The 14603-nt window shown below is 44.2% G+C and carries 9 protein-coding genes and 1 pseudogene; all 10 read right to left on the reverse strand.

Translation table 11 applies throughout. The features are described from left to right. Window positions 1-37 precede the first annotated feature (37 nt). The 10 genes and pseudogenes from rhaA to mcpB all read right to left on the reverse strand — a co-directional run bounded on the left by rhaA (window position 38) and on the right by mcpB (window position 14528). Window positions 38-1303 carry an L-rhamnose isomerase gene (gene rhaA / locus MOC09_RS13595; protein WP_268370826.1) on the reverse strand — a complete coding sequence of 422 codons (1266 nt, stop codon included), beginning with the start codon at window positions 1301-1303 and terminating at the stop codon, window positions 38-40. Between the two features lie 25 nt (window positions 1304-1328). Continuing rightward, window positions 1329-1643 carry an L-rhamnose mutarotase gene (gene rhaM, locus MOC09_RS13600; RefSeq protein WP_268370828.1) on the reverse strand — a complete coding sequence of 105 codons (315 nt, stop codon included), beginning with the start codon at window positions 1641-1643 and terminating at the stop codon, window positions 1329-1331. Window positions 1644-1654: 11 nt separating this feature from the next. After that, window positions 1655-3118 (reverse strand): rhamnulokinase, encoded by a 1464-nt coding sequence (gene rhaB / locus MOC09_RS13605; RefSeq protein WP_268370830.1) that lies wholly within the window; start codon window positions 3116-3118, stop codon window positions 1655-1657. Between the two features lie 4 nt (window positions 3119-3122). Beyond that, window positions 3123-3899, reverse strand: a complete 777-nt coding sequence (gene rhaR, locus MOC09_RS13610; protein ID WP_268359322.1) for a rhamnose catabolism operon transcriptional regulator RhaR — start codon at window positions 3897-3899, stop codon at window positions 3123-3125. Window positions 3900-3957: 58 nt separating this feature from the next. Continuing rightward, window positions 3958-6027: a bifunctional aldolase/short-chain dehydrogenase gene (locus tag MOC09_RS13615; protein WP_268370868.1), complete on the reverse strand. Its 2070-nt coding sequence runs from the start codon at window positions 6025-6027 to the stop codon at window positions 3958-3960. Window positions 6028-6160: 133 nt separating this feature from the next. Continuing rightward, window positions 6161-8149 (reverse strand): methyl-accepting chemotaxis protein TlpB, encoded by a 1989-nt coding sequence (tlpB, locus tag MOC09_RS13620; protein ID WP_268370831.1) that lies wholly within the window; start codon window positions 8147-8149, stop codon window positions 6161-6163. 112 nt (window positions 8150-8261) lie between these two features. After that, window positions 8262-9212, reverse strand: coding sequence for a methyl-accepting chemotaxis protein (locus MOC09_RS20255; RefSeq protein WP_369877620.1), 951 nt, complete (start codon window positions 9210-9212; stop codon window positions 8262-8264). Next, window positions 9207-10250, reverse strand: a pseudogene (gene mcpA, locus MOC09_RS20260) (methyl-accepting chemotaxis protein); the annotation flags it as partial. The pseudogene mcpA and the gene MOC09_RS20255, both read right to left, overlap by 6 nt. Window positions 10251-10373: 123 nt before the next feature. Continuing rightward, the gene (locus MOC09_RS13630) at window positions 10374-12362 is read right to left on the reverse strand and encodes a methyl-accepting chemotaxis protein (protein WP_268359317.1); all 1989 of its coding nucleotides are present in this window, start codon (window positions 12360-12362) and stop codon (window positions 10374-10376) included. Window positions 12363-12539: 177 nt separating this feature from the next. Next, complete coding sequence (mcpB, locus tag MOC09_RS13635; RefSeq protein ID WP_268359315.1) at window positions 12540-14528, reverse strand: methyl-accepting chemotaxis protein McpB; 1989 nt, start codon at window positions 14526-14528, stop codon at window positions 12540-12542. Window positions 14529-14603: the final 75 nt, after the last annotated feature.

Raw genomic sequence — 14603 nt, forward strand, 5'->3', positions numbered from 1 at the left:
AATCTGCCGCGTGCATATGCCGCGGCGGATTTTTTTATTAGACAATCGGAGTAGATGCCCTCCTTTTTAAAAGCACCTTTTGTTCATATTCTTTTATGTCATGAAGCCATGCCTCCTTTACCGGCACGCCCTGTTGCTCACAGTAGGAATCCCAGATGGCACCGAACGGATATGTTTTGAATTCCTCCATAAGGGCCAGCCTTTCTGTATAACGGCCCTCTTCCTGCAATTGTTTTAAATAGCCGTTCGGGAGAAGCAAGGCATATAATATAGCTTTGATCATATTTCTCGTCCCGATGGTCCAAGCGGCAACACGGTTAATGCTGGCATCAAAAAAATCGAGGCCGATGGCAACCTTCTCGAGAGCCTGATTGCGGACAATTTCAAGCGCGATTTCCCTCAGTTCATCATCCAGAACCACAACATGGTCGCTATCCCAGCGAACGGGACGGGATACATGCAGGGCGAGTTTGTCTGTGTAAAGCAGCATAGACGATATTTTGTTTGATACCGTTTCAGTCGGATGGAAATGGCCTGTATCAAGTAAACAAAGCTTATGTTTCGTCAAAGCATAAGCTAAATAAAATTCATGAGAGCCGACAACATATGACTCGGAACCAAGCCCGAACAGCTTGCTCTCGACCGAATCAAGATTGTGTTGTTCACTGATCTCCTCCGCGAAGATCCGATCCAGTGATTCTTTTAACTTTTTACGCGGTGTCAGCCTGTCACTCGGAATATCCTTATAGCCGTCGGGAATCCAAATATTCGTCAAGCAGGGGGTGCCTAATTCTTTCCCGAAATATTCTCCAATACGGCGGCACGCGATGCAATGCCTGATCCAAAATTCCCTGATGTTCGGATCGGGGTGTGAAAGGGTGAGTCCGTCTGCCGCTTTCTCATGCGAAAACAAGGTGGGATTAAAATCTAAACCGAGACCGAGATCTTTCGCCCATTTCACCCAGTTTTCAAAATGCTGCGGCTTCAATTCGTCTCGTTCTATCGCTTCCCCGTTTGTTTCTGCATATATCGCATGCAGGTTTACGCGGTGCTTTCCAGGAATGAGAGAAAGAGCCTTCTCCAAATCACTTCTTAATTCATCAGGGGTTTGTGCTTTGCCGGGATAATTGCCGGTTACGTCAATTCCGCCTGAAAGCTCACCCTTGTTTACCTCAAACCCTTCAATGTCGTCCCCCTGCCAGCAATGGATTGAAATGGGCACTTGCTCTAATTGCCGAAGTGCCTCTTCCACATCAACTCCCCATTTTTCATAGGCCTGTTTTGCACTGTCATAATTGGTCATATGGCTCTCTCCCTTTTTCAGTTTTTTAATCCAAATAAAAAACTTCCTTTAGATCTATCGAAACAGGGCTGAAATCCGGATTTGTTTTCATTAATGGCGACATTGATTTCCACCATCTCCGGCAAATTTCTGTGTCCGCCATCCTTCTCCACTTCTCTTCGTCCTCTATTTCTAAGTAAGCAAATAACCGGCCTGTTTCTTCATCTAAAAAAATGGAATAATGGTGCGCTCCATGAGCTTTGAGTGCTTCTGCCATTTCAGGCCAAATGTCATCATGCCGCTGTTTGTATTCATCGTATTTGTCTTGATGGACAAACATGATACTGGCTTTTCTTATCAAACCTGATCACCTCATAATCTTTTAGATAGCGCTTTCAAATCAACTTGGCAATATGACTGAATGATCGTGCTTCTGTCCATGTCTTTTGGTGTAAACACTTTGATCGGAAAAGAGTTTCTGACGGTTTCCCTTGCTTCTTTTATGTCTTTGACTTCTTTGGCAGCAATCATTTGCATCAGCACATTTCCGATAGCGGTTGCCTCTATGGGCCCTGCGTATACTGCTTTTCCGCTCATGTCTGCCGTTAATTGATTTAAGAAATCATTTTGGGCTCCGCCGCCGATGATATGAAGCTGCTGAATCGATTTTCCGGTGATCGTTTCCAGCTCTTGGATGGCTATCGCATAGATGATGGCTAAATTGCTGTAGATGCAGCAGGCAAGTTCGCCTGCAGTGCGGGGAATCTTCTGGCGGGTTTCTCTGCAATAATGTTGTATTTCCTCTATCATGCTTTCCGGATTCAGGAAACGTTCATCATTTAAGTTTATAAACTGCTGGAATGGTGCTGTTTTTCGGGCTTCTGCTGCTAGCTGCTGGAAAGAGTAATCTCCTTGTAGTTCCTTTCTTACCTCTTGTATTACCCACATGCCGATAATGTTTTTGAGAAAGCGAATGGTGTTGTTTGCGCCGCGTTCATTTGTATAATTGTTTTTTAAAGCCGAACTAGTTACTATCGGTGTTTTGCTTTCAACCCCGATTAACGACCAAGTCCCGCTGCTGATATATGCCCAGCCATCGTTGAGGCCTGGCGCTGCGATGACAGCCGAGGCAGTATCATGCGTTGCGACTGTCATCACTTTGCAAGCCGGCAGATCATAATCCGGGAACCAATCATTTCTCAGCATGCCGAGCTCACACCCTGGCTCAGTCAGCGGCGCAAATTGATGTTCTTGAATAGACACTGCTTTAAGTAATTCATGATCAAACTGTCCGGTTGAGACGTTTAAAAGCTGTGTTGTGGACGCATTTGTGATTTCTGTTACGGCTTTTCCGGTTAAACAATAGCCTAAATAATCAGGAACCATTACAATCCGATCTGTTTTCTTCAGCAGCTCTCTGTCATCTTCATACAATTGATAAATCGTGTTAAAACGCTGAAATTGTATTCCTGTTTTTTGATAGATTGTATCCTTTGACAGGATTTGTTCAAGTTTGCCCATGGTGTGTTCTGTTCTTCTATCCCGGTAGGACATCACTTCCTGCAAACGATTTCCTTTTTCATCCACCAAGACATAATCAACTGCCCAAGTATCAATGCCGACGGTGCATCGTTCATACCCAAGTGATTTCACCTTTTGCAGCCCTTGCAAGATTTGTTTTAACAAATCATCGATATCCCAAAAGCAATGTCCGTCTCTTTGAATGAAGCCGTTAGCGAATCTGTGGATCTCTTGTATGGCAAGCTTTCCTTCCTTCAGTTCACCAACCATGACCCTCCCGCTTGATGCGCCTATATCAATGGCGGTATAAATCATTCTTTCACCCTCTCTTCGGAAGGGGAACAGCTGTCACTTTCACCTTTTTGTTCTCCAGAGCTTTTACCGATGCCGGATCAAGCCCAGAATCCGTAATCAGGCGGCTGATATCTTGCAGCGAGGCGATATGTGAAAACTCGCGGTTCCCCCATTTGCTTGAATCGGCCATCAAAATGGTCTGATCAGACCTTTCAATCATCCGTTTTTTGAGCAGCGCCTGCCACTCATTTGAGTCACTCATCCCGTTGTTTACGTCAAATCCTTTACATGACAGAAAGGTTTTATTGACATGATAGGTCTCAAGCGAACGCTCAGCTAATGGGCCGGCAAATGATAATGATTTTGCCAGCAAAATGCCGCCTGTTGAAATGACTGATATGTTTTCTTTATTGCTGAGTTCAATGGCTGCCTTCATTGAGTTTGTTATGACAGTGAGCTCTATATCAGGGAGTATTTTCGCCATATACCAGGCGGTGGTGCTTGCATCGAGAATAATTCGGTCTCCGCTCTTTACATATTTGGCCGCTTCGTGAGCGATGGCTTTTTTTTCAATGACATTTGTGATTTCCCGTTCAGAAAAATGCACTTCTGATTCCTGCTGCTGAATACTGACCGCTCCCCCGTGGCTCCGGCTCAGTTTATGTTCTTTCTCAAGCTTCTCAAGGTCACGCCGAATGGTTTCTTCTGTGACAGAAAATATGTCACTTAATTCTGAAACGCGGATACTTGAACGCATATTTACTAATTCCACTATTTTTTGCTGCCGTTCTGCTACTAGCATTGGTAACGCCCTTCCTCATATGGTAATCCGTCTTATTTTTTTCTATCATAGCATACTTCTAACGCGTGAAAGCAGCAGGGACGCCGCCGTCTACCGTGAGCATGCAGCCTGTTGTCTTTTCGGCTTTAGAAGAAGCGAAGAATGCAATGGCTTCTGCAATATCCTGCGGATAAATATTGACGAGCAACGCCGTGCGTTTCCGATAATGTTCCTCCAGCTGATCTGGCTCAATCCCATACGCCGCGGCTCGTTCCTCCCGCCAGCTTGATCCCCAGATTGCTGATCCTTGAAGAACCGCATCAGGCAAAACGGAGTTGACCCGAATGCCGTATTCTCCTCCTTCTGCTGCGATGCATCTTGCCAAATGGGTTTCAAGCGCCTTAACCGAGCTGTAGGCAGAGGCGTTTTTCCCTGCATAAACCGAATTTTTTGATCCGACAAAGACCATGCTTCCCCCTCTGTTTTGCTGTTTCATCTGTTTAAATGCTTCACGGGCCACAAGAAAATAGCCTGTTCCTAACACATTCATATTAAGATTCCATTCTTTTAGACTTGTTTCGTCAAATGGGCTTGATGTGGCCAGCCCGGCATTATTGACAACGATATCAATGCCTCCGTAAGCAAGCGCCGCTTGTTCAAAGGCTGACAGTACGTCGTCTTCTTTTGTCACATCCATTTTGACAGCTATTGCCCGTCCTTCTCCGTATGCTTCGTTTATTTCCCCGGCAATTTTCTGCGCACCTTCTATATTCAGGTCAGCTGCGATCACGTGACCCCCTTCCGCTGCAAAGCGGCGGCATGCTGCACTGCCAATTCCGCCGGCTCCTCCTGTGATCAACGCTACTTTACGAGAAAATTCTGCTTCCGGCGGTGCAAGCGTGAGCTTATATAATTCTAGCGGCCAATATTCGACATGATAGGATTCATTTTCGTTTAAAGAAACAAAGCGGCCAAGAGCTGTTGACCCTTTCATGACGGCGATGGCTCTCCGGTATAAATCACCGCTCACTTTAGACATGGCATAACTTTTTCCCGTATTCACCATTCCAATGCCAGGAATCAATATCACCCGCGGGGCTGATTCAAAGATTTGATCCCCTTCCTGCTGATTGCGTGTAAAATAATCCTGATATTCTGATGCAAAACGCTCGACTCCTGATTTGATCAGATCCGCCAGCTTCTGCACATCTTGAGTTTCCGGATTCCACTCAATGTACAGCGGAACCCGCTTTGTATGAACAAGGTGATCCGGGCATGCTGCACCGATTTGCGAAAGCGCTGGCGCTTGGGCACTGTTGACAAATTCCAAGACGTCATCATGATCATCATAGGAAAGGATCATTTTCTTTTCTTCGCTTACAGCTCCTCTGATCACAGGCATGATGCCTGCCAAGATTTGTTTTCTTTGATCTTCCGGCAGGGGCTGATATCTTTTGCCGCCGAATATCTCATGCTGATTGATCCGATCGTTAATATACCGCTCAGCTTCTTGAATGATGGATATCGTTTTTTCATAACATGCTTCGGACGTCTCACCCCAAGTGACTAAGCCATGTTTCTCCATTAACACAAGCTCGGCATAGGGATTGTTCGCTACGCCTTCAGCGATCATTTTAGACAAAGTAAATCCCGGACGTACATATGGCACCCATACAAACCGGTTTCCGTATAAGTCTTCAGCGATTTGTTTTCCATTGTCAGCGCAGCAAATGCTGATAATCGCATCGGGATGGGTATGGTCAACATGATTGTATGGCAGAAAAGCGTGTAACAGCGTTTCAATTGAAGGACGGGGATGTTTGCTGTCTATCATACAATGAGACAAATAGTCTACCATTTCTTCGTCTGACATCTGATCCCTTTCGATTAGCGGGCGGATGTCACCTAATTTCAAACCAGTAAAGTTATGCGCTTTCATTGTTGCCAGATCAGAACCGCTTCCTTTCACCCACATGACTTCTGTTTCACGCCCTCTGAAATCCTTTTCCGTTGTTTTCATAGACGTATTCCCGCCGCCCCAGTTGCAGACAGTGCGATCTGACCCGATCAGATTGGACCTGTACACCAATTCCTCTACGCCTTTTTGCAGCTGTGCAGCATGTTCTGAATCCCATACTTGTTTCACCATCATGATATTCCTCCGTCCCTTTTATTTGTATCCGTTTTCATTATATATGATCTTTGTTTATTTTTGAATTCTTTTTGTTTATTTTTGTTTGCAATAAAAAAGAAAGCAGCAGATATGCCGCTTTCTCTCTCTATTATGATTCAATTTTAAATTTCTTCGTGATGTCCTGAAGTTCTTCCGCCATGTTTGCCAGCGTTTCAGCAGAAGAGCTGATTTCTTCCATGGACGCAAGCTGTTCTTCCGCCGAAGCTGCGATGTCCTGAATGCCTGCGGAGCTTTCTTTCGCCACTGCAGAAATGTCTTCAACCGCACTTGACACTTCCTGTGATCCGGATGACAGCTGTTCCACCGTTGCGTTCAGGCTTTGCAATTCACTGGAAATTTGGGTTGTCATCTCATAGATTTGTTTGAAGCTTTCCGCTGTTTGGTCAGTAATCTGCAAGCCTTCCTTCACTTCATGATTCACAGATTGGAACATGGAAAGTGAGGTGCTGATTTCTCTGACAATCTCTTGAATTAACCCTTCAATTTCCTTGGCAGAGTCTGCTGATTGCACGGCAAGTTTTCTAACCTCTTCTGCAACTACTGAGAAGCCTCTTCCGTATTCTCCCGCTCTTGCCGCTTCAATCGCAGCATTTAATGCCAGCAGGTTGGTTTGGTCAGCAATGCCGTTAATCACATTCAAGATGCTTGTGATGTCTTGCGATTTTGTTTCAAGGCCCTTTACAACAGCCTCCGCTTTTTGAACGGATTGGTCGATTGTTTTCATTTGGCCGACTGTGTGCTCAACCAGCTTTTCTCCGCTGCCCGCTGCTTCAGAGGACTGGATCGAAGATTTCGTAATGGTTGAAGAGGCCTGAGCCACTTTTGAAATCCCGTCGTTCATTTGAGAAAGATGGTTTGAGCTTTCCTCCAGTTTCTCGCTTTGCGCCTCATTGCCATCTGAGAACTGTTCGATGGCGAGTGTAATGTGTTCAGTTGCTTTGCTCGTTTGGGCTGCGCTTGCTGTCAGCTCTTCAGAAGATGATGCAACGTTTTCTACAGACGTTTGAATGACACCAATGACAGAGCGCAATGAGGCAGACATTTCATTAAAGCTTTCGCCAAGCTGGCCAAACTCGTTTTTCGAGTGAATGTCAATCACTTCTGTGAGATCTCCGCTGCTGATTTTAGCAGACGTTGAGACTAATTTTCTTAACGGCTTGGTGATGGCACGGATAATAAAGAGAATGAGTATGCCCCCAATCACAATTGACACACATAGAATGATAAGCGCTGTGTTCAGTACCGGACTTGAAGCATTTTGCAATTCACTGACAAAGTATGTTCCAGCGATTTTCCAGCCTGTCAGTTTATTAGTCGTAAAGGCCATTTTCTTTTCTTTGCCTTCGAAGGTATATTCAAAGGAGCCGTCTGCCTTAGAATATACTTGGTTTGTCCACTCGCCGGATCCAGTTGTCCCAGGCTTAATTGTTGGATGTGCGATATATTTTTTGTTGCCCGTTGTAATAAATGCAAAACCATTTTTGCCGATTTTGATTCTCTGTGAAGCAGTAAGCACTTCATCCAGATTTAAATCGAGCGCGATGACACCTGAGCCGTCTTTTAATTGTTTTGAAATGGTGACAACGATATCCCCTGTTGCTTCATCAGTATATGGTTCTGAGAAAACAGCCTGTCCTTTTTTCACAACAGCTTGTTTGTACCAGTCACGTCCTGTCGGGTCGAAGCCTTTGGGAACGCCGCTATCCGGATATTTGTAAAGCTGTTTGCTTTCGGAGGCTGCATAGATTGCTCCTACGTCGTCGTTAAGTGTTGTGTACTGCTTGAATTTCTCTTTCAGTAAGGTTTTGTTTTTCCCTTGTAATATGTCTTTATCGATTGTCTCACTATAATAATCTATTGCTTTCACTTTATCTTCCAGTTTATTTTGCAGCGTACTGTTAAGTTCTTCAACATTTCCCTTCGCGCTGTTAATCAGCTCTCTGTCTAACGCATTCCACGCTGATTGATAACTGAAATATGCTAAAACCCCAACCGGCAAAATAAGCACTGCCAGAAATGCAGCGATAAGCGGTTTGCTGATCGATGGCTGTTTGATCCATTGTATACATTTTCCCATTCTAGTTGACTCCTCCTTTAAGCTAAATCTAATATCGTCAAACTAGGATAAAAGGTTTAATAAAAAAACTAAAAAAAACACCCAAGCATATAAGCTAGGGTGTTTTTGCTAATTATTCGATTTTGAATCGTTTGGTCATATCGCGAAGCTCTTCTGCCATAGATGAAAGGGTTTCTGCTGACGAGCTGATTTCTTCCATGGAAGCAAGCTGCTCTTCGGCTGATGCCGCGATATCTTGGATATGAGCTGAGCTTTCTTTTGAAATTGATGCGATGTGCTCGGATGCGCCCGAAACTTCCTCGGAGCTCGCAGAAAGCTGCTGAACCGTCGCACTCATGTTTTGCAGTTCGCCGGCGATTTGGTTCGTCATTTCAGAAATGCGTTTGAAGCTCATTTCTGTTTTATCTGTGATGTCAAGGCCTGTCTGCACCTCTTGGTTGACAGACTGGAACATGCCGAGAGATGTATTGATTTCCTTCACAATTTCGATGATTAATCCTTCAATCTCTTTTGCTGAATCTGCTGACTGAACTGCCAGCTTTCTCACTTCTTCCGCTACAACGGAGAAGCCGCGGCCGTACTCGCCTGCACGCGCCGCTTCAATCGCTGCGTTAAGAGCGAGCAGGTTCGTCTGATCTGCGATACCGTTAATCACACGCAAAATATTGGTGATATCTTTCGACTTCGTTTCCAATCCGCGTACAACTTGTTCTGCTTCTTTTACAGACTTGTCAATGACGTTCATTTGGCCGACGGTTTGATGAACAAGCTTGCCGCCTTCACTTGCAATTTCTGTCGATTGAACAGATGAATCTGTGATCACTTCAGAAGCTTGAGCCATATTCGTCAATCCGTCATTCATTTGATAAATGTGCTCTGCTGCGGTTTCAATGTTTTCGTTTTGTTTTTCATTGCCGTTAGAAAATTGTTCAATCGCCAATGTAATATGTTCTGTTGCCTTGCTCGTTTGCGCGGCTGATGCGGTCAGCTCCTCAGAGGAAGCCGCAACATTGTCTACAGAATCCTGGATGGCGTGTATGAGAGAGCGAAGTGACGACGCCATATTGTTAAAGCTTTTACCGAGTTCGCCCAATTCATCTTTTGAACGGATATCAATGGTTTCCGTCAAATCTCCCTCACTGATCCGCTTAGAGGAACCGACGAGCTGTTTCAACGGCGTTGTAATCGACCGAATGATCAAGGTCATGACGATAATCCCTATGATAATAGCTGCGGCCAAGACAAGTAAAGCAAGGTGAAGGACAGGCTGGGCTGCCTCATGAATTTCATCCAAATACATGGTGCCGCCGATTTTCCATCCTGTTAGCTTGTTTGTGTCAAAGGCCATTTTTTTCTTATCACCATTCATGGTGTACTGAAAATCGCCTTTCTCAGCATTCAGCATCTTATCGAGCCAGTCGCCTTTCAATTCAGTCCCTGACGTTTCATTAGGATGGGCAACAACCTTTTTGTCCTTCGTCATGATAAATGCGTAGCCTTGTGTGCCGATGTTGACTTTTTTTGTTGTTTTCAGCAGATTTTCAATGGTCATGTTGATTGCGATAACACCTGAACCATCTTTTGTCTGCTGGGCGATTGTCACAACCATCGTATTTGTTGAAGCGGTTTTATAAGGGTCAGTGATCACGACTTTCCCTTTATTTGCAACCGCTTTTTTATACCAGTCGCGTTCAACCGGATTATAGCCGCTTGGCATCGGAAGATCCGGGTAGCGGGTAAAGTGTCCTTTTGTGTCGCTTGTATAAATCGATTCTACATCCTTGTTAATGCTGATATATTGTGAGAATTTCTCTGCAATGCTTGCATTGCTTTTGGCATTGTATTTTTCTTTTGTCAGCCATTCGCTGAAGTAAGCAGCACTGTTTTCTTTTTCACCGATGGTGGTGTTAATAATCTCGTTTAACTGCTGTACATTTTGCAAAGCGCTCCCCATCATCTGTTTGTCGAGTGAGCTGCTTGCCGATTCATACGCAATGGCCGCCAATATGACAACCGGTATGATGAGGATCGACAGAAAGGAAACGAGAAGCTTCCGTGTAATTGATCTTTGTTTTATGAGTTGGAGTATTTTTTTCATCATTCATTTCTCCTTTTTTATGCTACCCTTCATATCGGCAGGAAATGGGTAAATATATACAGTAAAAAAGAAGAAATTCAACAAAAGTAACTAATATCCCATTTTAGAAATAGTCATTTAGACCTATTATTTATCTACTATAAACCGTTTTGTCAGATCACGGAGTTCTTCAGACATTCTTTCAAGTGTCTGTGCTGATGAACTGATCTCCTCCATGGATGCCAGCTGTTCTTCGGCAGAGGCGGCGATATCTTGGATCCCGTCCGAGCTTTCTTTAGAAATGGCAGTGATATCATTTGAAGCAGCGGAAATTTCTTGGGCTCCCGCTGATAGTCCCTCAACCGTTGCATTCATGTTTTGCAGTTCAGAAGCAATTTGATTGGCCATGTGAGATATATGTTTGAAGCTCTGTCTTGTTTCATCTGTCATGACAAGCCCTGTTTCCACTTCTTTGTTTACGGACTGGAGCATGTTCAATGATGTGTGAATTTCTTTTACAATGTCGCTGATCAGCGATTCAATTTCTTTTGCTGAGTCAGCCGACTGTACCGCGAGTTTTCTCACTTCCTCTGCGACGACAGAGAAGCCCCGTCCGTATTCTCCCGCTCTGGCCGCTTCAATGGCAGCATTTAAAGCCAGGAGATTGGTTTGATCCGCAATGCCGTTGATCACACGCAAAATACCCGTGATATCCTTCGATTTGATTTCCAGCCCTTTCACCACTTGTTCCGCCTCTTTCACGGAATGGTCAATCGTATTCATTTGGCTGGCTGTTTTCTGTACGAGTGTCTCACCCTTGCTTGACAATTCTGTTGAGTCTGCGGATGTTTCTGTCATCACTGCGGCAGCCCGCGCCAGTTCGGCCAATCCGTCATTCATTTCATTAATTTGTTTAGTTGTCGTCTCAATTCTGTCGCTTTGGCTTTCGCTGCTGTTTGAAAATTGCTCGATGGCCATCGTAATATGCTCAGTTGCTCTGCTTGTCTGGTCGGCAGAAGCAGTCAGTTCTTCTGATGATGAAGCAACGTGTTCTACTGAATCTTTGATGCCCTGAATGAGTGAGCGGAGCGAGTGGGCCATATGATTGAAGCTCTGGCTCAAAACGCCAAGTTCATCTTTTGAATTGATTTCAATCGTTTCAGTTAGATCGCCTTCGCTGATTTTTTCAGCTGATGCGACAATACGTCTTAATGGCTTTGTGATAGACCGAATTACAAAATAAATCGCCGTTATTCCGGCTGCGATGGCAACCGCCAGAACGATAGAAGCCATGGCCAGAACTTTGCTTGCAGCATCGCGGATCTCGTCCGCATACATCGTGCCGCTGATTTTCCAGCCTGTTGTTTCACTTGTGGCATATGCCATTTTCTTCTCTTTGCCTTTGTACGTGTATTCAAAGTCGCCGCTTTTATTTTTGTAAAGCCTATCAACCCAGTCCCCTTTTAACTCTGTCCCCGCTTTTTCTCCAGAGTAGGCGATGACTTTTTTGTTCTGGCTTAAGATAAAAGCATAGCCTTCTTTTCCGATATTGATTCCTTTCGCGGTTGTGACCAGGTCATCAATTTTCATATCGATGGCGATAACACCTGATCCATCCTCCGTCTGGCGGGCGATGGTGACAACCATTTTTCCTGACGAAATAGATTCATAAGGTTCAGTGACGATTGTTTTGCCTTTGTTGGCCATTGCTTCTTTGTACCAATCCCGTTCCAAAGCATTAAAGTCACTCGGCATGTCTGCATACGGATAACGTGTGAAATCTCCGTTTTTGCTGCTGGAAAATACCGCAGCAACACTATCATTCATTTGGATGAATTGCTTAAATTCCTGTTTCAGCTCGGTTTTCTTTTTCTCCTTAAACTTATCTGCTGTAGCCCAATCGCTAAAAAATGAGAGGCTTTTTTCAGTCGTACTGATTTTATCATCAATAATATTGTCTAAAATTTGAACATTTTCCTTTGCGCTTTGCGTCATCTGTACATCAAGAGAGGCAACTGCTGATTGATAAGCGCTTACCGAAAGGACGGTAATGGGAACCATTAAGATCAGCAGGAAAGAAATAATAAGTCTCCTGGCAATTGATGACCTGCGAATAGTATTGAGCGTTTTTTTCATTTCCTTTTGAACCTTCTTTCAATAATTTACAAATTATATCGGCGCTTCTTCCTTTATATTACATTGGAAATGAAGGTAAAAATGAAAAATAGTTCTAAATTCACCGGATGAGATAGGACTTTATTATTATTTACCATATACAAAAACAGCGCCTTGATAAGCGCTGTTTTTCTGCTTTTATTCGATTTTAAATTGCTTTGTGAGATCACGAAGCTCCTCTGCCATCTGCGCAAGAGTGGTCGCTGATGAACTGATTTCTTCCATAGAGGCAAGCTGCTCCTCAGCTGAGGCGGCAATGTCTTGGATGCTTGCCGAGCTTTCTTTCGACACATCGGCAATGCCGCTGACTGCCGCTGAAACATGCTGTGAACGATCTGACAGCTGTTCGACTGTTGAATTCATCGTCTGCAATTTGCCGGCAATATCGTTTGTCATACTGAAAATGCTCTGGAAGCTTTCTTTTGTATTGTCTGTGACAACAAGTCCAGACTGTACTTCCTGATTCACTGCTTGAAACATATGAAGAGAGGTTTCGATTTCTGCCACGATTTCTTGGATCAGCTTTTCGATTTCTTTTGCTGAATCAGCAGATTGAACTGCCAGCTTGCGCACTTCCTCCGCTACGACAGAGAAGCCGCGCCCTGATTCTCCGGCACGCGCCGCTTCAATGGCTGCGTTTAATGCCAGCAGATTTGTTTGGTCAGCGATGCCGTTTATGACTCTTAAAATGCTTGTGATGTCTTTTGATTTTCCTTCTAAACCTTTGACTACTGATTCTGCCTGCTGAACTGATTGATTAATCGAGTTCATTTGTCCGACTGTCTGCTGGACGAACTTTTCACCCGCTCCGGCAATTTCCGTTGATTGGATAGACGCCTTTGTAATAGCTGATGATGTTTGTGAGACCTGCTGGAGCCCTTCATTCATTAAGTTCAACTGATGGGAGCTCGATTCAACTTTCTCGCTTTGCTCCTCGTTTCCATTTGAGAACTGCTCAATCGCCATCGTAATATGCTCGGTGGCTTTACTTGTCTGTCCTGCAGATGCAGTGAGCTGTTCGGACGATGCAGCCACATTGTTCACTGAGTCCTGGATAGTGCTGATCAATGAGCGGAGAGATTGTGCCATTTCATTGAAGCTATCCCCTAGTTCTCCAAGCTCATCCTTCGAACGGATTTCGATCGTTTCTGTCAGATCTCCGCTGCTGATTGTTTTCGATGATTGAACGAGACGTTTTAACGGTTTTGTAATCGAACGAACAATAAACAGAATTAAAAATCCGCCTGCCGCAATGGAAGCGATCAACACAATCATGCCTGTTATCAGAACAGACTTTGAGGCATCCTTGATTTCACTTATATACATTGTGCCGGCGATTTTCCATCCAGTCAGTTCATTTGTTGTATAGGTCATCTTTTTATCTTCGTTACCCAGAGTGTACTGGAAGTCACCGCTGTCTTTGGCATACATTTTGGCAACCCAGTCTCCTGACAGCTTTTCTCCAGCCTTATGATTCTGGTGGGCGACATAGGTTTTGTTTTTCGTTGCAATGAAAACATAGCCTTCTTTTCCAACCTTGATTTGTTTCATCTGTTCTAACAATTTATCAATGGTAATATCCATGGCGACAACACCAGATCCGTCCTTCAGCTTCTGGGCTATGGTAATGACCATGCTACCGTCACTCGCAGCTACGTAAGGATCTGTCACGACAATTTCACCGCCGGCCTTCATCGCATCTTGATACCAAGAGCGTTGCCTTGGATCGTAACCATCAGGCAATTGTTCTTTGGGCGCTTGTATGTAGGTGCCGTTTTCTGCGCCTCCATAAATTCTGGCTACTCCTTGATTGATAGATACGTATTGTGAAAACTTCGCTTTGATCTCTTCTTGATTAGACTTTCCCTTAAACGCAGAGCCTTTAAGAGATTCACTGAAAAAGGTAACTGCTTTCGCTTTTGCTCCCAAGTCATTTGTAACAGTTGTATTAAATGTATCGACACTGTTTTTCGCATTGCCGATGATTTCCTGATCCAGCTTTCCGCTGGCGCTTCGGTAAGAACTAAATTCCAATATAAGAATAGGGATAATAAGAATCGCAATAAATGAGACGATTAATTTCCTTGAAATAGACGGTTTCTTCAGCCAATTGATAAAAGTCTTCATGTCCAGTTTCTCCTTCGGGTTTGATACAGTATATATCGGCTGCTTAAAAAAGTTTTAAAATAAAAAATGGAAGAA

The sequence above is a fragment of the Bacillus sp. N12A5 genome (assembly GCF_026790125.1).
GTDB lineage: Bacteria > Bacillota > Bacilli > Bacillales > Bacillaceae > Bacillus.